At 43.9% G+C, this 21,603-nt stretch carries 18 protein-coding genes; 11 read left to right on the top strand and 7 right to left on the bottom strand.

Annotated elements, in window-relative coordinates; translation table 11 throughout:
* Position 1 precedes the first annotated feature (1 nt).
* Complete coding sequence (locus IRJ18_RS01290) at positions 2-1,720, bottom strand: ArnT family glycosyltransferase (protein WP_194104394.1); 1,719 nt, start codon at positions 1,718-1,720, stop codon at positions 2-4.
* Positions 1,721-1,868: 148 nt separating this feature from the next.
* Here IRJ18_RS01290 and IRJ18_RS01285 point away from each other — a divergent pair, with 148 nt between their 5' ends.
* The gene (locus IRJ18_RS01285; protein ID WP_194104393.1) at positions 1,869-2,330 is read left to right on the top strand and encodes a DinB family protein; all 462 of its coding nucleotides are present in this window, start codon (positions 1,869-1,871) and stop codon (positions 2,328-2,330) included.
* Between the two features lie 92 nt (positions 2,331-2,422).
* Here IRJ18_RS01285 and odhB read toward each other — a convergent pair whose 3' ends face one another.
* The 3 genes from odhB to IRJ18_RS01270 all read right to left on the bottom strand — a co-directional run bounded on the left by odhB (position 2,423) and on the right by IRJ18_RS01270 (position 7,797).
* Positions 2,423-4,003, bottom strand: a complete 1,581-nt coding sequence (odhB, locus tag IRJ18_RS01280) for a 2-oxoglutarate dehydrogenase complex dihydrolipoyllysine-residue succinyltransferase (protein ID WP_194104392.1) — start codon at positions 4,001-4,003, stop codon at positions 2,423-2,425.
* 92 nt (positions 4,004-4,095) lie between these two features.
* Positions 4,096-6,903: a 2-oxoglutarate dehydrogenase E1 component gene (locus IRJ18_RS01275; protein ID WP_194104391.1), complete on the bottom strand. Its 2,808-nt coding sequence runs from the start codon at positions 6,901-6,903 to the stop codon at positions 4,096-4,098.
* A 276-nt stretch (positions 6,904-7,179) separates the two neighbouring features.
* Entirely contained in the window at positions 7,180-7,797 is a 618-nt protein-coding gene (locus tag IRJ18_RS01270; RefSeq protein ID WP_194104390.1) for a polysaccharide deacetylase family protein, read from the bottom strand.
* A gap of 87 nt (positions 7,798-7,884) precedes the next feature.
* On the opposite strand from IRJ18_RS01270, the gene IRJ18_RS01265 reads away from it, so the two are divergent.
* The 5 genes from IRJ18_RS01265 (at position 7,885) to IRJ18_RS01245 (ending at position 12,516) form a co-directional block, all read left to right on the top strand.
* Positions 7,885-9,237: a TolC family protein gene (locus tag IRJ18_RS01265; protein ID WP_194104389.1), complete on the top strand. Its 1,353-nt coding sequence runs from the start codon at positions 7,885-7,887 to the stop codon at positions 9,235-9,237.
* A 24-nt stretch (positions 9,238-9,261) separates the two neighbouring features.
* Positions 9,262-10,602 (top strand): efflux RND transporter periplasmic adaptor subunit, encoded by a 1,341-nt coding sequence (locus IRJ18_RS01260; protein ID WP_194104388.1) that lies wholly within the window; start codon positions 9,262-9,264, stop codon positions 10,600-10,602.
* A 147-nt stretch (positions 10,603-10,749) separates the two neighbouring features.
* Positions 10,750-11,751, top strand: a complete 1,002-nt coding sequence (locus IRJ18_RS01255; RefSeq protein WP_194104387.1) for an NAD(P)H-dependent glycerol-3-phosphate dehydrogenase — start codon at positions 10,750-10,752, stop codon at positions 11,749-11,751.
* Between the two features lie 37 nt (positions 11,752-11,788).
* Entirely contained in the window at positions 11,789-12,130 is a 342-nt protein-coding gene (locus IRJ18_RS01250; RefSeq protein ID WP_194104386.1) for a hypothetical protein, read from the top strand.
* A gap of 62 nt (positions 12,131-12,192) precedes the next feature.
* Positions 12,193-12,516, top strand: a complete 324-nt coding sequence (locus IRJ18_RS01245) for a hypothetical protein (RefSeq protein ID WP_194104385.1) — start codon at positions 12,193-12,195, stop codon at positions 12,514-12,516.
* Between the two features lie 94 nt (positions 12,517-12,610).
* Here the strand turns inward: IRJ18_RS01245 and IRJ18_RS01240 are convergent, their stop codons facing one another.
* Positions 12,611-13,438, bottom strand: a complete 828-nt coding sequence (locus tag IRJ18_RS01240; protein ID WP_194104384.1) for an N-acetylmuramoyl-L-alanine amidase — start codon at positions 13,436-13,438, stop codon at positions 12,611-12,613.
* A 116-nt stretch (positions 13,439-13,554) separates the two neighbouring features.
* Between IRJ18_RS01240 and IRJ18_RS01235 the strand changes: the two genes are divergently transcribed.
* Entirely contained in the window at positions 13,555-14,742 is a 1,188-nt protein-coding gene (locus IRJ18_RS01235; RefSeq protein ID WP_194104383.1) for a class I SAM-dependent rRNA methyltransferase, read from the top strand.
* Positions 14,743-14,746: 4 nt separating this feature from the next.
* Here the strand turns inward: IRJ18_RS01235 and IRJ18_RS01230 are convergent, their stop codons facing one another.
* Positions 14,747-17,206, bottom strand: a complete 2,460-nt coding sequence (locus IRJ18_RS01230; RefSeq protein WP_194104382.1) for a TonB-dependent receptor domain-containing protein — start codon at positions 17,204-17,206, stop codon at positions 14,747-14,749.
* Between the two features lie 124 nt (positions 17,207-17,330).
* Between IRJ18_RS01230 and IRJ18_RS01225 the strand changes: the two genes are divergently transcribed.
* The 4 genes from IRJ18_RS01225 (at position 17,331) to uxuA (ending at position 21,096) form a co-directional block, all read left to right on the top strand.
* Positions 17,331-18,131, top strand: a complete 801-nt coding sequence (locus tag IRJ18_RS01225; protein WP_194104381.1) for a shikimate dehydrogenase family protein — start codon at positions 17,331-17,333, stop codon at positions 18,129-18,131.
* On the top strand, positions 18,104-18,715 hold the full coding sequence (gldD, locus tag IRJ18_RS01220) for a gliding motility lipoprotein GldD (RefSeq protein ID WP_228072467.1): 612 nt from the start codon (positions 18,104-18,106) through the stop codon (positions 18,713-18,715). Before IRJ18_RS01225 ends, gldD begins: the two co-directional genes overlap by 28 nt.
* Positions 18,716-18,846: 131 nt before the next feature.
* Positions 18,847-19,710: an OmpA/MotB family protein gene (locus tag IRJ18_RS01215; RefSeq protein WP_194104380.1), complete on the top strand. Its 864-nt coding sequence runs from the start codon at positions 18,847-18,849 to the stop codon at positions 19,708-19,710.
* A 192-nt stretch (positions 19,711-19,902) separates the two neighbouring features.
* Positions 19,903-21,096 (top strand): mannonate dehydratase, encoded by a 1,194-nt coding sequence (uxuA, locus tag IRJ18_RS01210; protein ID WP_194104379.1) that lies wholly within the window; start codon positions 19,903-19,905, stop codon positions 21,094-21,096.
* A 67-nt stretch (positions 21,097-21,163) separates the two neighbouring features.
* Here the strand turns inward: uxuA and IRJ18_RS01205 are convergent, their stop codons facing one another.
* Positions 21,164-21,592, bottom strand: coding sequence for a VOC family protein (locus IRJ18_RS01205; RefSeq protein ID WP_194104378.1), 429 nt, complete (start codon positions 21,590-21,592; stop codon positions 21,164-21,166).
* Positions 21,593-21,603 lie beyond the last annotated feature (11 nt).

The following is a 21,603-nucleotide window of genomic DNA, read 5'->3' as shown; positions in this document are numbered from 1 at the left end:
ATTATTCAACAGTAAAGTTAATGGCACGACTGTTACGCCCGCCCGGGAAAGGGTTGGTGCGGATAGAAAAAATCAATTCGTATTTCCCTTTTACAGGCGGCGCTTTAAATATAAAGTGATAAGGCACGGCTTGATGTGGCTGAATAGTAATTAGCCCAAAATCGGCCCCAGCCCTGAATGGGAACTTATTCTTTTCATTTTGCAAAAAACAGGCAGCCATCACCGTCTCATGCGGGTAAGTTTCATTCTTAAAATTGATGGGATAATTATACGGGTTGTTAATCGTCAAATCCATTACAATACTTTGTCCGGGACTTGCTTTAATAGTATGTTCTTTAGTACTAATATCCACTTTTTGAAATGTCCGTACACTATCTACCCATATGCCATGCCATAACCCCCGTGCGGTTTTAAAACTATCCAGCACTAAGCCACTGCCACGGAAGTCCATAATGTAATAGGCGCGCTTGTGCTGCATATTATCCTCGATAGGCCAAATATCAAACTGGGTGCGGCGGTACTCGCGGCCATCGTACGAGAACCCTTTCAGCGAATTGGTATAATAACAATACTTGGACGGTTCCTGAAAACCGCTGATAAATATCACGTAGTTATTGCCTGCCCGCTGCTTCACTTGCTTTGCCCACTGGCGGTAGCCATAATAGCTTTGAAAACGTGAACTGTTTTTGATAAAATCAGGAGGCGATATTAAGGCTATCCTCAGCGCAACTATTAAAAGCAGGTTAGCCACCGCCAGTTTAGCAAACCACTTGGGGAAATTGTTCAGCTGCTTAAAGCGGATCAATACCAGCATGGTCAGCGGCGCAAAGGCAATTAAAGTCCAATGCGATTGTACTTCGCCTTTCAGGGTATTCAGCCAAAAGAAAATTACCGTCCCAATCAGGTTAACCAGCAGACCGCGGATAAAAGTATCTTTCACCCTGATGCTAAACGCCAGGTAGAACAGGAACCAGCCTATCAGGGGGCCTGCCATTAATATTTGTCCGGGAAAATAAAGCAGCGTAGTTATAGGATCGTATACCTCGGCCGAGCGCTCGTACAAATGGTAATTTAGTGATGGATAGTTATGGTTTACCTGCCATAAAATATGCGGCAAGTATAATATGGCTGACAACCCAACAATGAGATAAAAACTGCGGCGTTTCAGCAACTTAATATTTGATAAAACGGTAAAGCCGATGAGCAACACGCCATGGTATTTACTGTACAGTAAACCGGCAATAATCACCGCTAGCAACAATGCCCACTTCAATTTATCCTCATCAATATATTTTTGGTAGATGTAATAGAACAGCGTGGTGAAGAAAAACAGCGGAACATCGGGCGTAGTAGTAAAACCATAAATATGAAAGATGAGCACCCCCGACATGACCAAAATAAACCACCGCGCTTCAATAGCATAACGCTTTAATATCAGCCAAAGTAAATAAATTGAGGTGCTGCTGGCTAAAATGGTCATCAGGCGCAAGCCCAATTCGTTATGCATTATGGCATCGCCCAACTTAATAAAAATAGCCACCATAGGCGGGTGGTCATAATAACCCCAATCTAAAAAGCGGGAATAAAGCCAGTAGTAAGCTTCATCGGGGTGCAGTTCCAGCGTGTAGGATTGCAGGGTATTCAGCAGCGTCCAGCAAAGCAGGAAATACCAGATGGGCTTGTCCGATCGTTGAGGGGTATTTAGTGCAGTATCCGGCATTTATGGCAGCTGTGAATTTTTTGTAAAGGTATAATAAAACACCGTTAAGGCGGTAATTCTGTATAGAGACTACAAACCGGCGGCGATTTTTTAAAACGTTGGAAGGATTGAATTAATTATGTTTGCAGCAACATAACTAAAAATGCACATGAGCCAACACATGGATATTATCACAAAACCACGCCAAACTATACTTAACACTTTAGACGCGCTTACAATTGACCAACTGAACACCATCCCTGTCGGGTTCAATAATAACATTATATGGAATCTGGGCCATATGATTGCCGCGCAATGTGGCATATGGTATAAACGCGCGGGTTTATCGTTACCCGTTATGGTAAGCGAAGAGTTTTTTGAAACCTACAAACCCGGCACCAAACCCGAAAGGTTTTATGCAGCCGACGATCTGAATCAAATAAGAGAGTTATTCTTCAGCACACTTGCACAGTTTGAAGCCGACCGGAAAACTGATATGTTCGACAATTACCCTACCTGGACAACCCGTTACGGCGCCGAATTGCACAGTGTTGAAGACGCGGTTGCTTTTATACCATTCCATGAAGGTTTGCATATCGGGGCGATTGTAGCGCTAAGGAAGTTAGTGTGATAACCAACGTGTAAAAACAAAAAACCCGGCTAAAAGCCGGGTTTTAATATTGCAAAGACTAATCTCTGATTAACTAATCTCTAATCACTAACTTACACCCCCAACAACAACCTTGCTGGGTCTTCCAGTAATTGTTTAACGCGTACCAGGAAGCTTACCGACTCGCGGCCATCAATGATACGATGATCGTATGACAGGGCCAGGTACATCATCGGGCGTATTACTACTTGTCCGTTTACAGCAACAGGGCGCTCAATAATATTGTGCATACCCAATATGGCCGACTGCGGCGAGTTGATGATCGGCGTAGACATCATAGAACCAAACACCCCACCATTGGTGATAGTGAAGGTACCGCCGGTCATTTCTTCTAAAGTCAGTTTGCTTTCGCGGGCTTTACCTGCTAATACTACTATAGCTTTTTCAATTTCAGCCAGGCTCATGCTATCGGCATTACGAATTACCGGAACTACTAAACCTTTAGGGGCCGATACCGCGATAGAAATATCAGCAAAGTTGCTGTAAACGATCTCCTCGTTCTCTATACGTGCGCCAACTGCAGGCCATTCTTTTAATGCTTCAGTTACCGCTTTGGTAAAGAAAGACATAAAGCCCAGGCCAACACCATGCTTCTCTTTAAATTTATCTTTGTACTTACCACGCAATTCCATAATCGGCGACATGTCCACCTCGTTAAAGGTGGTCAGCATGGCAGTTTCGTTTTTCACAGCAACTAAACGTCGTGCTACAGTTTTACGCAGGTTCGACATTTTTTCGCGACGCTCGCCACGTTCGTCAGGCTTGCTTGGCGCAGCGCTTACGGCAGGCGTAGCCGGTGGTAAAGGTATTTTTGTAGGCGATGGCGAACTGGTTGTTTGCGGATTTTCGTTCACCTTATCTGCAGTAATAGCATCAGCCTTAGTGATACGGCCACCTACGCCTGTACCACTCACCGATGCAGGGTCAACACCTTTTTCAGCCAATATTTTACCGGCAGCAGGTGATGGTGTGCCTGCGGCGTAAGAAGTGTTTTGAGTTGCAGGAGCAGTGGCAGTTGCTGCAGCAGGAGTGCTACTGCTACTTGCAACTGCTGCTTGGCCAGAGGCTGCAATAGAACAAACTACCGCGCCAATTGGCAATACATCACCTTCTTTAGCCAGAGTTTTAAGTGTACCTGCTTGTTCGGCAGTCAATTCAAAAGTAGCTTTATCCGATTCCAGCTCGGCAATAGCTTCGTCCATAGCCACCTGGTCGCCGTCTTTTTTTATCCAGCGCGACAAGGTTACTTCGGTTATAGATTCGCCTACGGCTGGTACTTTAACTTCAATAGTCGCTCCGGTTGCCGGGGCAGCGACCGTTGCAGCCGGTTTGCTTTCAGCAACTACAGGTTGCGAAGCAGGAGTGGTATTGCTACCTTCTGCTGCCACTGGTGCACCAGCGCCTTCGTCTATTTTAGCTACAGCAGCGCCAATTGGCAAAGTGTCGCCCTCATTTACCAGTGTAGTTAAAGTGCCGGCTTTTTCGGCAGTTAATTCAAAGGTGGCTTTGTCCGATTCCAGTTCGGCTATCACTTCATCCATGGCTACCACGTCGCCGGTTTTTTTTATCCAGCGCGATAGCGTTACTTCGGTAATAGATTCGCCTACGGCAGGCACTTTGATCTCTAAACTCATGTTTCTTTAGGTTATAAGTTTTATGTAGTGATGGGTTTTGAGTAGTGAGTTTTGAGTCAACTCATCACTCAAAACTTATTACTCAAAACTAATTAGTCGGCAACAACTTTATCCATTTTTGCCGTTGTCTTTGTTATTTTCTCTTTTGTTGCTTCGCTTACAGGTGATTCAAAAGCTTTGCTAATGATATACGCCTGTTGCGATGCATGCTGCTTGGCATAACCGGTAGCTGTGCTGGCGCTTTCCTTACGCGAAATTACATCCAGATTCAGATCGCTGTTGCGGAATTTGCGCAGCATATATGGCCAGGCACCCATATTTTCAGGTTCTTCCTGTATCCAGATAAAATCCTTAGCATTGCTGTATTTCGCTTTTATTTTCTGCATTTGGATGATCGGCGTAGGGTACAATTGTTCTACACGTACAATGGCTACATCTTTGCGTTTATCGGCCTGTTGTTTCTCCAGTAATTCATAATATAATTTACCTGATACAAACAGCACACGTTTTACTTTTTTAGCATCCACGTATGTATCGTCAATAATTTCCTGGAATTTGCCCTCGGTAAAGTCTTTCATTGGCGATACACAAGCCGGGTGACGCAGTAAGCTTTTTGGTGAAAAGATCACCAACGGCTTACGGAAATCGCGCTTTAACTGGCGGCGCATAATATGGAAGAAGTTAGCCGGGGTAGTGCAATTGGCAACCTGGATATTATTATCGGCGCAAAGCTCCATAAAGCGCTCAATACGTGCCGATGAATGCTCGGGACCCTGGCCTTCAAATCCATGTGGCAGTAACAATACTAAACCATTGCCACGTTGCCATTTGGTTTCAGAACTGGCAATGTATTGGTCAACAATTATCTGTGCTCCATTCAGGAAATCGCCAAATTGCGCTTCCCAAATCGTAAGGGCATTGGGGTTAGCCAAAGCGTAACCATATTCAAAACCCAATACACCATATTCAGACAATAACGAGTTATAAATGCTAAACTTTACTTCTGTATCAAGTGTATTAAGCGGTGTATATTCCTCTTCCGAATCAACCAGCGTTAACACCGCATGGCGATGCGAGAAGGTGCCACGTTTAACGTCCTCGCCGCTTAGCCTTACCGGGTGGCCTTCTTTTAATAAAGTTCCGTAGGCCAATAACTCGCCCATAGCCCAATCGAAGGTTTTGGTGGTATCCACCATTTTGCGGCGGTCTTCAAACAACTTTTCAATTTTTTTGAAGAATTGCTTGTCTTTAGGCAGTTCTGTTATTTTTTGGCCAATTTCAACCAATTCCTTTTCAGGGACAGCGGTATCCTGGGTGGCTGTCACTTCTTTGTCGGTAGCCAGGTGTAAACCTTGCCACGCACCCAGGAACATCGGTTTGCTTTCAATAAATTTATCTTCGGCTTTGCTGGCATCCAGATCTTTTTGCAGCACCGCACGGAAATCGGTTTCCACTTTTTTAGCAGCCGCTTCATCCATTACCTTTTCGGCAATTAATTTTTGCTTGTATATCTCTAATGGATTAGGATGCGCTTCGATAGCCTTATATAATACCGGCTGGGTAAACTTGGGCTCGTCCGACTCGTTATGACCGAAGCGGCGGTAGCACAATATATCAATAAAAACATCACCGTTAAATGTTTGGCGGTATTCCATGGCCAGATTAATTACGTAGGCAAGGGCTTCTACATCATCGCCATTTACGTGAAATACGGGCGCTAATACCGTTTTAGCTACATCAGTACAGTAAGTGCTGCTGCGCGCGTCTTTATAATTGGTGGTAAAACCTATCTGGTTATTTATAACCAGGTGAATGGTACCGCCGGTGCGGTAACCTTCCAGTTTTTCCATTTGTAAAACTTCGTAAACAATACCCTGGCCTGCTACCGAAGCATCGCCATGGATAAGTATAGGCGCTATTTTATTGTAGTCGCCGTTGTATTTAAAGTCGATTTTAGAGCGGGTTAAACCTTCTACCACCGGGTCAACTGTTTCCAGGTGCGATGGGTTGGGGCAAAGGCTTAAATGCACTTTTTTACCGCTGGTGGTCTCTACGTCGGTTGAATAACCCAGGTGATATTTTACGTCGCCGCCGTGTGATGAATCGGCATCATAATTTTTACCCTGGAATTCGGCGAAGATCTCTTTGTAAGATTTCTCCATAATATTGGCCAGCACGTTCAACCTGCCGCGGTGGGCCATACCAATGGTAAATTCCTCGATACCCATATCGGCACCGTTCACAATTACCGAGTTTAGCGCCGGTATCAATGCCTCGGCACCTTCCAGCGAGAAGCGTTTCTGCCCTAAAAACTTAGTACCCAAAAAGCTTTCAAATATTACTGCCTGGTTAAGTTTGGCCAATATTTGCTTCTTTTCTTCAACAGTATAATTAGGCGTATTGCGCTTAGGCTCCATGCGGTCCTGAAACCATTTAACCTTTATAGGGTTACGCATGTATTTATATTCGGCGCCTATGGTTTGGCAATAGGTATCTTCCAGCAGCTGGCGTATATCGCGCAGTTTGGCCGGACCCAAGCCCAATTCAACACCAGCGTTAAATACGGTATCCATGTCCGCATCGCTCAGCCCAAAGGTTTCCAGTTCCTTACCGGGGAAATACTTGCGGCGTTCGCGCACCGGGTTGGTTTTGGTGAACAGGTGGCCCCGCGAGCGGTAGCCATCAATCATGTTCAGCACATTAATTTCTTTCAACACATGCTCCGGGGTCGATCCCGTTGTCCCTGCCGCTGCCATACCTTCGGCGCTAAGGCCAAAGTCAAATCCTTCAAAAAATTTCTGCCAGCCAAAATCCACCGATTCCGGGTCTTGCTGGTAAGCTTCGTATAATTCGCTGATGTAGGCTGCGTTTCCGCTATTGATGTAATTAAGACGATCCATGTAAAATTGATCTGTAAGTACCTGCAAAACTAAAACATTTAACCCAAACCCTGAAAGAAATAATTGTTTAAATGACGTAAAATATCAGGAAATGAGCATATTTCTCAATTTTCAACAAGGAAATATACCAATAGGTATTTTATCCGCCGATACACTAAGTTTGGATTTCAGGGGTTATCGGCATATAGAGGTGAAGATTAAGTTAAAATTCGTGATCATAGACGCACCCCGACATCATTTCATTGGTGGAGATTCAGCGCAGTACGGATCGGGGATTCACAACACCTCAAAACTAAACCCCTGTTCACTCCAATACCCCAGCGCTCGTGGCAGAACATATTCCAGCCGCGGGAAAGCTTTTAGACTGTCATGAAACACCACTACCGATCCATTTTCAGTGTGCTTTATTACATTCTTCAAGCAGGCTTCGGGCGTTAACTGCTGGTCAAAGTCGCCGCTTAATACATCCCACATCATTATTTCTAATTCGGGGTTGATTTTCCGCAAGCTTTGTATCTGCGATCTCTTTATCCGTCCATATGGCGGGCGGAACAAATTGGTGTGCAGCAACTCATCGCATTTTAAAAAATTAGCCGTATAAGTTTCATCATCCGTCTTCCAGCCTTTCAAGTGGTTATAGGTATGGTTGCCAACGCGGTGGCCGTCAGCTAATAAGGTGTTGTAAATGTCGGGATGCTTGTTTACATTGTCGCCAATACAAAAGAATGTTGCGCGGGCATTGTATTGTTTTAAAATATTTAATACAAATGGTGTAACAATGGGTATAGGTCCGTCGTCAAAGGTGAGATAAATACAGCGGTTATCCCTGTTTTTATGCCACGTTAATGCAGGATAAAGCTTTTTAAGCAGCCAGGGCGTTTTTACCAGGTACATTCTGCAAATTAAATTAAAAAGTGCTAAACGCAACTAAATATCACACTTATAACGCGGCTATATAGCTTCCGTGTTAGTACAATAAATATGAAAAAACTATTATTCAACTTTAAAACTACCGGTATTTGCGCATTGCTGACCTGCGTTGTGGCCCTTACGGCCAATGCCCAGGAAGTAATTACACTTCAAAAAGCGGTAGATTTGGCTTTAACCCGCAACCTAACCGTTAAGCAATCGCAATTTAACGAGGCTTTTGATCAGGAAACGCTTAATCAATCTAAAAATAACCGCTTACCTAATTTATCTGCCAGTACATCGCCAACGGTTAATTTTGGCCGCAATATCGACTTTTCAACCAACCAGTTTGTTAACCAGCGGGTGTTTGGCTTTTCAGCGACCGTAGGTTCGCAGATAGCTTTATTCCAGGGTTTCCAGTTGAAAAATCAAATCATCGAGAATAAAATTTTATTGGATGCAGATAAAAGCGCCACGGCTAAAGTTAAAAACGACCTGGTTTTAAATGTTGTGACCACCTTTTTGCAGGTGTTAAGCAACCAGGACCTTGTAGTAGCGGCCAAACAGCAAATGGATATTTCCAAACTGGCAATGGACAGGACTGAGAAAAGTTTTAAAGTAGGTAATTTAACACAGGCAGATCTGTCGCAAGCCAAAGCACAAATTTCCACTGCGGAATTAAACCAGGTAAATGCCGAGAATCAATTGGAATCATCGTTATTGGCATTAAAACAATATATGGAAATGGATCCGGCTACCAATATTAAAGTAGAGCGCCCGGATATTAGCAAGCTTACTAATGTAAAAACCACTTACGACCCGCAGGAGGTATTTACTTCTGCGCTTAGGGTTAACCCGGATGTGTTGCTGGCAGATATAAGGAAAAATGCAAGCGCGCAAAATATTAAAATAGCTAAAGGCGCTTACTATCCGTCGTTGGTGTTATTTGGCCAGTTAGGGACAAACTATTCGGATGCACGCTTATTTAACGGGAGCAAGTATCAGTTTTTTAATCAGTTAAGCGATAACTTTAACCAGGCCTTAGGCGTAAGCTTACAAATCCCTATTTTTACCCGTTTTAACACACGTACAAACGTTCGTAAAGCCCAAATTACTTACCAAAATGCCGAGGTTACCGCACAATTGGCAAAAAATAACCTGAATAAAATCATTTATCAGGCAGTTTGGGATTTGCAGGCATCACAAAAACAATATCAATCATCACTGCAAACCTACCAGGCCAATAAAGATGCCTTTAACGTTATACAGCAACGTTACAATGTAGGTTTAGTAAATTCACTTGATTATAATACATCATTAACAAACTTAAATAAATCGCAATTTGATATGATACAGGCACAATACATGGTGGTGTTTCGTAGCAAAGTGATCGATTATTACTTAGGAAACCCTATCATACTATAATTTTAAAAACTATAATCACACCCCATGGGAAAGACTACTAAATATGTAATTTACGGCGTAGGCGGCCTGATCGTATTACTGATCATTGGTAAAATGACCGGTATTATTGGCAAACCTAAAACCACACAGGTTGCTACCGAAAAAGCCGAAGTACGCAGCATTAATGAAACCGTATCGGCCAGCGGCAAAATTAAGCCCGAGGTTGAAGTAAAAATCAGTTCGGAAGTATCGGGCGAGATTGTCGAACTCCCTATTAAAGAGGGCGATGTGGTTAAAAAAGGCCAGCTATTGGTACGTATCCGTCCGGATATTTTGAAATCGGGTTACGAGCGTGCTGTGGCATCATACAATACCCAAAAAGCCAGTGTAGGTAACTCTGCACAGATGCTGAACCAGGCCAAAGCTTTGTTTGAAAACGCCCAGGCAAAATATAAACGCAGCAAGGAATTGTACGATCAAAAAGTACTGACCGCATCTGAATTTGACGCAGCCCGCGCGGATTACGCCAGCGCCAAGGCAAGCTTAGAAGCTGCCAAGCAAAATGTAACCGGGTCAACTTATGGTTTGGCGCAATCTGCCGCGACGGTTAAGGAAGCATCGGATAATCTGGCAAAAACCAGCATATATGCCCCCGTGGATGGCGTAGTGTCAAAACTTTCGGTTGAAAAAGGCGAGCGCGTACTGGGTACTGCACAATTTGCCGGCACTGAGATCATGACCATATCCGACCTAAGCCAGATGGACGTAAACGTGGATGTGAACGAAAACGATATTAACCGTGTAGTAATTGGCGATTCATCAAAAATTGAAGTGGATGCCTTTCTGGGCCGCAAGTTTAATGGGGTAGTTACCGAAATTGGCAGTTCGGCCAATGTAGTGGGTACCAACGCCGACCAGGTAACCAATTTTACGGTTAAAGTACGTATCGACCCTGCATCGTATGCCAACATCATTAATAAATCGGCTAAAAACCCATCTCCATTCCGTCCGGGTTTAACAGCTACTGTCGATATCCAAACCAACAAAACAACTTCGCTGTCGGTACCGATTCAATCAGTAACTACCCGCGACGATAAGAAAAAGGATCCCGGCGCTATAGCCAAACCCGACGATGATAAAAAGGTAAAAACAACCAATAGCGATGTAAAAACCTATGTGTTTGTGTATTCAGCCGGCAAGGTGAAACAGGTAGAAGTTAAAACAGGCATACAGGACGATACTTACATACAAGTATTAAGCGGTATTAAAGCAGGCGATGAAATTGTTTCGGCCCCGTTTGAAGCGATCTCTAAAACATTGAAAGATAAAATGGATGTTGAAAAGGTAGATAAGAGCAAACTATTTTCCGCCGATACGAAAAAGTAAAAGCCCTAACCCCTGAAGGAGGGAATAAGATTAAGTAAAAGAGGCGTCCATTGTGACGCCTCTTTTCGGTTAAGCGGATTATTCACGGATAAGTTTATTAATTTTGTTGTCCTAACGTACTCCCCCTTTAGGGGGTCGGGGGGCTGAATGAATAAAAACTCCATAGCTGTTATAGGTGGGGGTAGTTGGGCTACCGCTAATATTAAAATGCTGGCCGATAATACATCGCCAAAGGAAATTTTTTGGTGGATGCGTAACCAGGAGGCGGTGGACCATATTATAAAATTCAAACATAACCCCCACTATTTAAGTTCTGTTGAGATCAATGTGCCCCCCCAGCATATCAGTACCAATCTGAAAGAATTAATCAGCCAGGCTGAGTTTATTTTATTGAATGTACCTGCAGCCTTTTTAAAAAATGCGCTGGATGGTATAACACCGCAGGACCTGCAGGGTAAAAAGATCATTTCGGCCATAAAAGGTATTGTGCCCGATGAGAACCTGATCATCGGCGAGTTTTTGAACCAACGCTATGGTGTAGATTTTAATAATTTGTTGGTGATTAGCGGACCGTGCCACGCCGAGGAAGTGGCGCTGGAAAAGCTATCGTACCTCACCATCGCATCGCACGATACCGAATTGGCAGCGCGCTTTGCCGGCATGATCAGTACCCGCTACATTAAAACCATTGTATCTGATGATATTTATGGTACCGAATATGGGGCTGTACTAAAAAATATTTATGCGGTGGCCAGCGGTATTTGCCATGGTTTGGGCTATGGCGATAACTTCCAGGCTGTACTGATATCAAACGCCATACGCGAAATGGAACGCTTTGTAGAGGCAGTACACCCTATCGACCGCGACATTAAGGAATCTGCCTACCTGGGCGATCTGATGGTTACCGCTTACTCCCAGTTTAGCCGTAACCGCACCTTTGGTAATATGATAGGCAAAGGGTACACCGTAACATCGGCCCAGTTAGAAATGAATATGGTGGCCGAGGGTTATTATGCCGTTAACTGCCTTTACCAGGTAAACAAGCAGTATAAAGTTTTTATGCCCATCTGCGATGCTGTTTACGCAATTTTATATCAAAAACGCTCTCCATTATTTGAAATGAAAAGTTTGGCAGAACAATTGAGTTAGTTATATCGTACACAGGATTAACTAAATTATAATTGTTATGAAAACTATGTTTAAAGTGGTTTTGTTTGCGGCAAGCTTGTATGTGGCAGGCCAGGCAAACGCACAAACAACCCATAAAGATTCTACTTTAGGACACAAAATAAGCAAAACAGCCAAAAAAGTAGGCAACGAAACCTCTGAGGCGGCTAAAAAAGTCGGTCATAAAACATCTGAGGTTGCTGCCAAGGGCGCTGCCGCTGTTGCAGATAAAAAATACGACGGCAAAGTAGCACCTGGTGGACAAACTGTTTACATTAATGACCACTCGCAATATTATTACATTAACAAAAAAGGCCACAGGGTTTATTTGAAAAAATCTCAGCTGGTAGATAAACCTTAAGCAAAATAACATATCTAAACAACAGTCGCTCGCTGCCGGGCGACTGTTAACTAAATCATATTATGAAAACATTCATCCTTATATTCATCCACCTGGCATCGGCAGTTATGCTATTTATCGGTTCGTGCTCACACTCGGCCAAAAACAAATTGAAAGGTGAGTGGAAATCAAAAGATGGCAGCACCCGATTAAAAATATCATCAGATAAATTTACCGAGGATACCGGTACGCCCGTAACTGAAGATTATTTTATGAAAGGCGATACTATTTATACTTCGTTCGAAGGTAACCAGCCTTTCACCAAATTTGTGGTGTTAAAAGTTGATGACCACAACCTGAATTTGCTTTACCCCGATTCGATCAGTATAGCATTCGTACGGCAATAATCTTTTTATTCTTCCGCAGGATTGCTGTACCGTAGAGATAACTATTCTATCAATAGTATATTTTCTTTCCCTGGCAGGTTTAGCCTTTTGCTTCTTAATACTTTTTACTCAAATTATAAAGTACATTCAGATCAAACTGTGTCATTGTTGGGGTAATATCCTTTTGTACAAAGTGGCGCTTAAAGGCAACAATGGCATCTTTAGGCTTGCTGGTATCATACCCAATCAGCCGTAATGCTGTAATATAATCGTAATTATCAGGGGCTGCTTCCAGTAAATCATCGCTCCAATAGCTGAAGCCATGGGCTGCCATTAATTTCCACGGGAATAGCGGCCCCGGGTCGGGTTTACGTTTAGGCGCCCAGTCTTGATGACCGATAAAATTGGCCGTTGGAATGCTATAATCTTTCTTTAGTTTGGCCAGCAGCGCTAACAGGCTATTAATTTGAGCCGGGGGGTAAGGCTCGTGCCCGTTATTGTCAATTTCAATACCTATCGAGCAACTATTCATATCGGTAATGCTGCCCCATTTCCCTATACCTGCCTGGTTGGCGCGCAGGTAATCGTTCACCATGTGTACTACCTGGCCTGTTTTGCCAACCACATAATGCGCGCTTACCTGGGTATGCTTCACCGTAAATGTATGGATGGTTTGTTTAAGGCTATCCTCGGCAGTGTAATGGATAATTACATAGTTAGGTTTCCGTATCCCAAAGTTTACCGTCCCCACCCAGTTAGAAGGGATTTGCGCCCCGGTGCTATCAACCAGTAAAGGTGGCGCTTCTGATTTAATGACACGCGCAAAACTATCGGTTTGATGGGTGTAATACTTGTTGGTAATTGCATATGGGCCCTTGGGCGAACATGCTGTTGCCAATGCCAAAACCAAAATGCCCAGATATAAATAGCAAGCTTGTTTCATTTGTTCAGTGAGGTATGTTGAATTGCAAGTTTAACAATTTGAGGTCAGTGATGCAAGAATATATTAAAGGCCAAAGCGGGAACAATTGAATAGGCCTTTTCTATTACCTTTGCATCATGATTGACGTTTTATTAAAGAAAGGTAAAGAGAAAGCAGTGCTGCAGCGCCATCCCTGGGTATTTTCGGGCGCGATAGAAAAGGTTAAAGGCAAGCCTTCCAACGGCGAGGTTGTACGTTTAACCGATGCAAAGGGTGTTTTCCTGGCCTATGGCTTTTATAACGATCAATCGCGTGTAGCCGTACGGTTGCTGGAATGGGATGAGAGCGTTACCATAAATAAGGACTGGTTTAGCGCCCGTGTAGCACAGGCAGTGGAAAGCCGCGCGCATTTATTGGCCGGCAAAAACACTAACACCTGCCGGTTGATCTTCAGTGAAGCCGATTACCTGCCCGGCCTGATCGTAGATAAATATGCCGATTACCTTTCGGTGCAGATACTAACATCGGGTATTGAACAGGTTATGCCCCTAATAATTGATGAACTGCAAAAGCTACTAAAACCTAAAGGCATATTTGATAAAAGCGATACTTCGTCCCGTACGCATGAAGGTCTGGGCGAATCATTCGGTGTGTTAGCGGGCAATCCGCCCCCCGAAATTGTGGAGGTAAAAGAAAACGGTATCATTTACGGTATCAATATCGCTGAAGGGCAAAAATCAGGGTTCTATTGCGATCAGCGCGATAATCGCCGTGTACTGGCCGGATATGTAGATGGTAAAACCGTACTGGATTGCTTTTGCTATACCGGCGGCTTTACATTAAACAGCCTTAAACAAGGTGCCGCGGCAGTAACCAGCGTAGATAGTTCGGCCCTGGCAATAGAAACTTTCAATGATAACATCAAGCTAAACAAGCTGGATGCCACTAAGCACACCGCTATAAAATCGGATGTGAACAGCCAATTGAGGAAGTTTCGTGATGAGGGCGCTAAATTTGATGTCATTGTGCTCGATCCGCCCAAATATGCGCCATCACGTTCGGCGTTAGACAGGGCATCCCGCGCTTATAAAGACCTTAACCGCTTAGCTATGCTGCTGCTAAACAAGGGCGGTTTGCTGGCCACATACTCCTGTTCGGGTGCTATGGATATGGAAACTTTTAAACAGGTATTGGCCTGGGCGGCCCTGGATGCCGGTAAGCAGGTACAATTTATCCACCAGTTTTGCCAGCCCGAAGATCATCCCGTAAGGTCATCCTTCCCCGAAGGAGAATATTTAAAGGGCTTACTTTGCAGGGTGTGGTAAGTTTTTAAAATTCCTTATCGCCAATTTCACTGTTAGGCAACTTAAGCTTCCCGGTAAATTTATTAAGGTTGAAGGAAAAGTTTACCAGGAATACATCAGTTTCATAAATATAATTGGTGGTGGTATAAAAATCCCTGCCCGATGTTGTGATGCGCTGCTTATTGGCACTAAAAAAGCCCATATTCTGCCATTGCAACCCCGCCGATAAGCGGCCATTCATAAACGTTTTTTTAACCGACGTGCCGGGCACAAAAAACTGGGAATCTTCGCCCTGGGCGGTGGGCCGTTTAGACAGGTAATTTATATTTGCCTGCAGGCTAAGCGTTTTACTTAGCTGAAAATTGGAGTTAGAGTTAATGCTGTAAGCCCAAGCCCTATTGTATACGTTGGTAGCAACCCCCAGGATATTAATATCGCCGTTAATTTTATAATTATATAAGTTGGCGCCCAAATAAAAACTCCACCATTTAACTGGTTGCAGGTTAGTCCCAACTTCTAACCCAAACAAACGGGCGCTTCCCGCATTAGTGTAAACCCTGTTAAGTATGGTATCAGCATAAACACTATTAAGGCGCTGTATAGGGTTTTTTATATGCTGATAATAAAGCGTGGTAAAAAAAGAGCCTTGTTTAAAATTGTGTATGGTCCCCAGTTCGGCCAGGTCAATAAATTCAGGCAACAGGTCGGGGTCGCCTTCTTCCAGCGTTTCCGAGTGCTCCCGTTCAGGTATCGGGTTCAATTCCAGGTTTGTTGTCCGGTTAATACGTTTGCTGTAGCCTGCTTTCATTTTCCAGCCTTCATTTAAACTGTATAATAAATTAGCTGAAGGGAATAGGTTGGATAAATCCAACTGGTGTGGTTTCTGATCATAGGAAATATTTACAGTACGTGTAGCATATTCATAGCGCAACCCTCCGCTATATTCCAGTTTTGCGGCCTTGCCGGAATATTGCGTATAAACCGAGTTGATCATATTTTTAGCATGCAGGCTGCCGGTAAATTTAGCAGCATTGGGCTGGGCGGTTGGCGGGGTAACCAGGTAATCAAATTGACCGTCCTGCGTATCGTAACGCAACTGATAACCACTTTCCAGTTTCCCTTTGCCTATGGGCAGGCTATGATCAAGCTTAAACCGGTAACCGTTTATAGGCCGTTTATATGGGTTGTATACATATTGGATGGTATCTTTTGTGTTAGGGTATTTTAAGTTGCGGTTCTTTGTATTGCCATACAGATCGGCATGTTCATAAACCATTCCGGCAACCAGGGTCGATTTATTTTGGAAGGTACGCGTATAATCAAAATTGGCTAAAAAGAAATTACCCTGTTTAGTTTGCAGGTTCGAATTAAAGTAGGTTGTACTTTTAACCGGCGCATTAGTTGCCAGGTTTGATGTGGTGTTATGGTACAGCAAATCGGCCACACGGTCCTGAAAGCGGCTCCCAACAAACAACCCGGCCGAAAAGGAATTAGCCGCATCGGCCATATAATTAATGGTGGTGCGGCCTGAATAGTTATATTTCTTAAAGCTTCTTTCACCGGTAGATGGAAAGCGGGTAATAGTATTGCTAACGAAATTTTTGGTATAGGCATCCCCTTCGCGGTAACCGGCATTATCGTTACGGGTATAGTTGCCACCAACAGAAACATCCCACTTGTCTTTACGGTAATTAAGTGTCATATCTGCACCATACCGTTGTGGTTTACGGGTATTCCCATAGTCGGTAGTGCTGGGTAGCCCTCCCTGTGCGTTGGCTGCGATGGTAAAACCATCGTTTACACCTTTTTTGGTAATAATATTAATGATCCCTCCGCGGCCGTCCGGGTCATACTTAGCGGATGGCGCAGTAATCAATTCAATATTGGCTACGGCATTGGCCGGCATTTGGCTTAAAACGGTTTGCGCATCGGTTAACACAGGCTTTCCATTTATACGCACCATAAACCCCGCCGAGCCCCGTACACTGATCTCGCCCTCGCCGGTTACGGCCACCGATGGCAGGTTCTTTACTACATCTATAGCCGAGCCGCCTTTAGCCAGCTCGAATTGCCCTGCCTTGTAGCTTTGTTTATCAACCTTATTTAAGGCGTTTATTTGCGTACCCTTTACTGCCACCTCATTTAACATTTGCTGACTTGGCGACAGGGAAATTATACCCGCATCGGCTACGCCTGCATTAACATTAATAATGGTTGAGTATTTATTATGATAGCCGACAAATGCTGCCCTAAGCAAATATTTTCCCGATGATAGTTTGCTGAATTCAAATGCGCCGTTGCTTTTAGAGACAATACCGCTTACCAACGATGAATCTGAACTTTTTAGTAAGGCTATACTCGCATATTCAATTGGCTGTTTACTTTGTTCATCAATAATTGTCCCTTTTATAGCGCCGGTTTGGGCCATAGCCAGGCCGGACAGCACCAATAGAAATATAAACAGCAATGATTTAAGGGTATTCATAAGTAAATAGGTAGATGCCGTAAAGATAACCAAGTACTTTTATATCATTATATCTACCGCGTTAAATAATCCTTATCTGAATTTCTTTTTTAAACCGTTTCTTTGTTTTTGTTATTATTACAGCATGAAACATTACGGGCTAATTGGCTATCCGCTTTCGCATTCGTTTTCGCGTAAATATTTTATTGAGAAATTTGAAAAGGAGCATATATCCGACCATGTATACGAGCTTTTTGAGTTGAAAAACCTTAGCGATTTCCCCGAACTGTTACGCGCCAACACCAGGCTGTGCGGATTAAATGTTACCGTACCACATAAAATTGGCATTGTGCGTTACATGGACTGGATAAGTGAAGAAGCACGGCAGGTGGGCGCCGTTAATTGCATCCGCATTTCAGCTGAAAGCCCCGTATTGGCGGCCTTTTCAGGCGAGGTAGGCATACAAGATCATGATTTTAAACTGGAAGGTTTTAATACAGATGTTTATGGCTTCGAACACTCGTTAAAACCGTTATTAAAAAAACATCATACCAAAGCTTTGCTTTTAGGCGACGGCGGTGCGGCCAGGGCTGTTAAATGCGTGCTGGATAAACTGGGTATTGAATACCAGCTGGTTACCCGCAGGCCGGGCCGGGAGAACATTCTGTTTAAAGATCTAAACAAAAGGATCATAGAGGAGCATACCGTTATTATTAATACCACACCATTGGGTACATCGCCCAATGTAGATGAATGCCCGCCTATTCCTTATGAATATATTACTGACCAGCATTTGTTATACGACCTGATCTATAACCCCGAACAAACCCTGTTTTTAAAGCAGGGCTTTGATAAAGGGGCTGCCACCAAAAATGGCTTTGAAATGCTGGTGTTACAGGCCGAAAAATCGTGGGAGATATGGAACTCAACCCAGGTAGCGCAATGAGGGGGCTGCTTTGTATAGTGTTGGTTAGTCTTCTGTGCGCTTGCGGCGGCGGGCACGATTATTCGCCAAAACCGCGGGGTTATTTCCGTATTATATTACCTAAAAAAGAATATCAGGACTATAATGATGGCTGCCCCTTTACATTCAAGTATCCAACATACGCCAAAATTGAGCCCGATTTGAAACCCGGCGCCAAACCCTGCTGGTTAAATATGCAGTTCCCGCAATTTAAAGGCACATTGCATTTAAGCTACGAAGCCATCACATCGAAAAAGAAATTTGATATGCTGACCGAGGACAGCTACAAACTGGCATCCAAACACACGGTTAAAGCCACCGCAATTGACCAGGGCGTTATTACCAATCCGTTTTATAAGGTATACGGCATTTATTATACTATTGACGGTAACAACGTAGCATCATCTGCACAATTTTACTTAACCGATAGCACCCGGAACTATATCCGCGGAGCATTATATTTTAATAGCGAGCCGCGTGTCGATTCCCTTAAACCAGTGCTGGATTTTGTAAAGAAAGATGTGGATGTAATGATAAAAAGTTTCAGGTGGGTGCCGGGGCATTAACATGCAGGGGGTATATATATTTAGGCTTATAAGCATACCTTTTTATAAAAATTGTAAACTTTACTATACGTAGTTTGTTTTTGTGATGATTGATCATTAAATGCATAATGATCGTTTATAAACGTTACACTATGAAAAACTACATATGGATAGGATTATTCCTGATAGCGGCAATGGCAGCGCCCAGCTGTGTTAGTAAGAAAAAATACACCGAATTGCAAAGCAATTATAACCAATTGCAGAATGATACCCGGGATTTGAATGTAAAATACCAAACCAGCCAGCAGGCGCTTACCGGGGCAACCACCCGTGTAAAAAGTTTGGAAGAGCAAATAGCTGCCGAGCGTTCAAATTCGGCACAATTGAAAGACGCGCTGAACAAATGTTTGGCAGGTAACAACCAGGGCGGTATCAATATTTCAAAACTGGCCGACGAGATAAATGCCTCTAACAAATATATTAAGCACCTGATAGAAGCTAAAAATAAGAGCGACTCGCTGAATATGGTGCTGACCAATAACCTTACCCGATCATTGAGTCGTGAGGAAATGAAAGATGTGGATATACAGGTATTGAAGGGGGTAGTGTATATTTCCTTATCGGATAATATGCTGTACAAATCGGGCAGTTATGAAATATCAGACAAAGCCGGTGCTACACTAAGTAAAATAGCTAAGATCATTACCGACTATTCAGGTTACGATGTGCTGATTGAAGGTAATACTGACAATGTGCCGATTAAACAGACTAACATCCGGAATAACTGGGACCTGAGCGCTCTGCGTGCTTCATCTGTAGTGCAGGCATTACAAAACAACTACAATGTCGACCCCAAACGTTTAACCGCAGGCGGCCGTGGCGAGTATAACCCTATTGCCGATAATAGCACCGATGCCGGTAAAAGTAAAAACAGGCGTACACAAATTATCATCACCCCTAAGCTGGATCAGTTTATGGATTTGATTGGTAAAGGGCCGGAAAAACCTCAGGGTTGATAACGATTAGACCTATAAGGAAGCCACCCGATAACCGGGCGGCTTTTTCTTTATATTTTGATTGGAGCGTGGCAACTTGCAGGGCAAATATGATGAACATGATGATTGTACCAATAGGCAGGTTAATTGAAACATTTGTAGTACCGGATTATGATAGGATATAAGTAATATTGCCAAAATTTCTACCCGCAAATGATTGATAATTTAGAACAAACCTTTAGATGGTTTGGCCCAACTGACCCGGTAACATTAGCAGCTATAAGGCAAACCGGCGCTACCGGTATTGTAACCGCTTTACACCACATCCCTGCAGGCGATGCATGGAGCACTGATGAGATCAGTAAAAGAAAAAATGTTATAGAACAGGCTGGTTTAAAATGGTCGGTAGTGGAAAGTGTGAACATTCACGAAAGCATAAAGACAGCCTCCGCTGAACGCGATGAATACATTGATAGATATATCACATCGTTAAAAAACCTGGGCGCTGCGGGCTTAAAAACCGTGTGCTACAACTTTATGCCTGTGTTAGACTGGACACGTACCAACCTGGATTTCCGTTTAGATAATAACGCTTCGGCGCTTCGCTATTACGCACCTGCAGTCGCTGCTTTCGACTTGTATATTTTAGAGCGCGAGGGCGCTTACCTGGATTTTACCCCAATACAGCAGCAAATAGCCAAACAGTATTTGGATAGCCTTAGGCACGAAGAAAAAACCTATATCATCAATACCATCATGGCGGGCTTACCCGGCACCGACGAGGTATTTACGGTAGAGGAATTTCGTGGGCACCTGCAAAAATATGCTGATACCGATGCCGCTGCGCTGAAAGCCAACCTGGCTTATTTCCTGCGGGCTATTGTGCCTTATGCCGAGCAGGCTGGCATAAAAATGTGTATCCATCCGGATGATCCGCCGTTCCCAATACTTGGCTTGCCGCGCGTGGTATCAACCGAACAGGATTTGAAAGATATTGTCGATGCCTGCCCATCGCCCAGCAATGGCTTAACTTTCTGCACCGGATCATTAGGGGCGCGGGCCGATAATGATTTGCCGGGTATTGTTGAGCGCCTAGGCCAGCATATCCATTTCCTGCACCTGCGTAATGTGCGCCGCGAGGCTGACGGCAGCTTTTATGAAGATGACCACCTGACCGGCAGCACCGATATGTACGCGGTAATGAAAAATGTGATACTCGAACAGCAAAAACGCGCTGATGCTGGTCGCACGGATATTGCCATTCCAATGCGCCCCGATCATGGACATAAGCTGCTGGATGATATAAATTACAATACCTATCCCGGTTATTCTGTAATTGGCCGTTTGAAGGGTTTGGCTGAGTTGCGCGGTTTGGAAATGGGAATCAAACGTACACTTTTAGGCTAACCGATAGTTCCGGTAATATGCCGGGGTAAATGTTTTTTAGCCATAAAACTGTTGGTTTACTATCGCATTACTTCGCAAACAATTGTCCCATATCCTTAAATGCTTTAAACTCCAGCGCATTGCCCGAAGGGTCGAGGAAGAACATGGTGGCCTGTTCGCCAGGTTTGCCTTGAAAGCGTATGCCGGGTTCAATAATAAAATGCATGTTCAACGCTTTCAGTTTCGCTTCCAGTTCGTGCCATAACTCCCAGGTCAGTACAACCCCATAGTGCGGTATAGGCACATCATGTCCATCAACCGGGTTGTGGTGATGTACCGGTGCATTTGCCGGGCGCGGTTTATAATGCACCACCAGTTGATGGCCGTAAAGATTGAAATCCGTCCAATGCGTATCGCTGCGGCCCTCGCTGCAACCTAATACTTCGCGGTAAAACTTACGGGCTTCTTCAAGGTCGTATGCCGGTATGGCAATGTGGAATGGGGTTAACGGTGTCATAATGGGGTGCC

The sequence above is a fragment of the Mucilaginibacter boryungensis genome (assembly GCF_015221995.1).
In the GTDB taxonomy this organism is placed as follows: Bacteria; Bacteroidota; Bacteroidia; order Sphingobacteriales; family Sphingobacteriaceae; genus Mucilaginibacter; species Mucilaginibacter boryungensis.
The sequence above is the reverse complement of the archived record's forward strand: the minus strand, read 5'-3'. Positions and strand labels throughout refer to the sequence as shown.

What these genes read in the sequence shown, in the direction of transcription:
- IRJ18_RS01290 (WP_194104394.1), bottom strand. Translation starts at nt 1,720, where the DNA reads ATGCCGGATACTGCACTAAATACCCCTCAACGATCGGACAAGCCCATC.
- IRJ18_RS01285 (WP_194104393.1), top strand. Translation starts at nt 1,869, where the DNA reads ATGAGCCAACACATGGATATTATCACAAAACCACGCCAAACTATACTT.
- odhB (WP_194104392.1), bottom strand. Translation starts at nt 4,003, where the DNA reads ATGAGTTTAGAGATCAAAGTGCCTGCCGTAGGCGAATCTATTACCGAA.
- IRJ18_RS01275 (WP_194104391.1), bottom strand. Translation starts at nt 6,903, where the DNA reads ATGGATCGTCTTAATTACATCAATAGCGGAAACGCAGCCTACATCAGC.
- IRJ18_RS01270 (WP_194104390.1), bottom strand. Translation starts at nt 7,797, where the DNA reads ATGTACCTGGTAAAAACGCCCTGGCTGCTTAAAAAGCTTTATCCTGCA.
- IRJ18_RS01265 (WP_194104389.1), top strand. Translation starts at nt 7,885, where the DNA reads ATGAAAAAACTATTATTCAACTTTAAAACTACCGGTATTTGCGCATTG.
- IRJ18_RS01260 (WP_194104388.1), top strand. Translation starts at nt 9,262, where the DNA reads ATGGGAAAGACTACTAAATATGTAATTTACGGCGTAGGCGGCCTGATC.
- IRJ18_RS01255 (WP_194104387.1), top strand. Translation starts at nt 10,750, where the DNA reads ATGAATAAAAACTCCATAGCTGTTATAGGTGGGGGTAGTTGGGCTACC.
- IRJ18_RS01250 (WP_194104386.1), top strand. Translation starts at nt 11,789, where the DNA reads ATGAAAACTATGTTTAAAGTGGTTTTGTTTGCGGCAAGCTTGTATGTG.
- IRJ18_RS01245 (WP_194104385.1), top strand. Translation starts at nt 12,193, where the DNA reads ATGAAAACATTCATCCTTATATTCATCCACCTGGCATCGGCAGTTATG.
- IRJ18_RS01240 (WP_194104384.1), bottom strand. Translation starts at nt 13,438, where the DNA reads ATGAAACAAGCTTGCTATTTATATCTGGGCATTTTGGTTTTGGCATTG.
- IRJ18_RS01235 (WP_194104383.1), top strand. Translation starts at nt 13,555, where the DNA reads ATGATTGACGTTTTATTAAAGAAAGGTAAAGAGAAAGCAGTGCTGCAG.
- IRJ18_RS01230 (WP_194104382.1), bottom strand. Translation starts at nt 17,206, where the DNA reads ATGAATACCCTTAAATCATTGCTGTTTATATTTCTATTGGTGCTGTCC.
- IRJ18_RS01225 (WP_194104381.1), top strand. Translation starts at nt 17,331, where the DNA reads ATGAAACATTACGGGCTAATTGGCTATCCGCTTTCGCATTCGTTTTCG.
- gldD (WP_228072467.1), top strand. Translation starts at nt 18,104, where the DNA reads ATGGAACTCAACCCAGGTAGCGCAATGAGGGGGCTGCTTTGTATAGTG.
- IRJ18_RS01215 (WP_194104380.1), top strand. Translation starts at nt 18,847, where the DNA reads ATGAAAAACTACATATGGATAGGATTATTCCTGATAGCGGCAATGGCA.
- uxuA (WP_194104379.1), top strand. Translation starts at nt 19,903, where the DNA reads ATGATTGATAATTTAGAACAAACCTTTAGATGGTTTGGCCCAACTGAC.
- IRJ18_RS01205 (WP_194104378.1), bottom strand. Translation starts at nt 21,592, where the DNA reads ATGACACCGTTAACCCCATTCCACATTGCCATACCGGCATACGACCTT.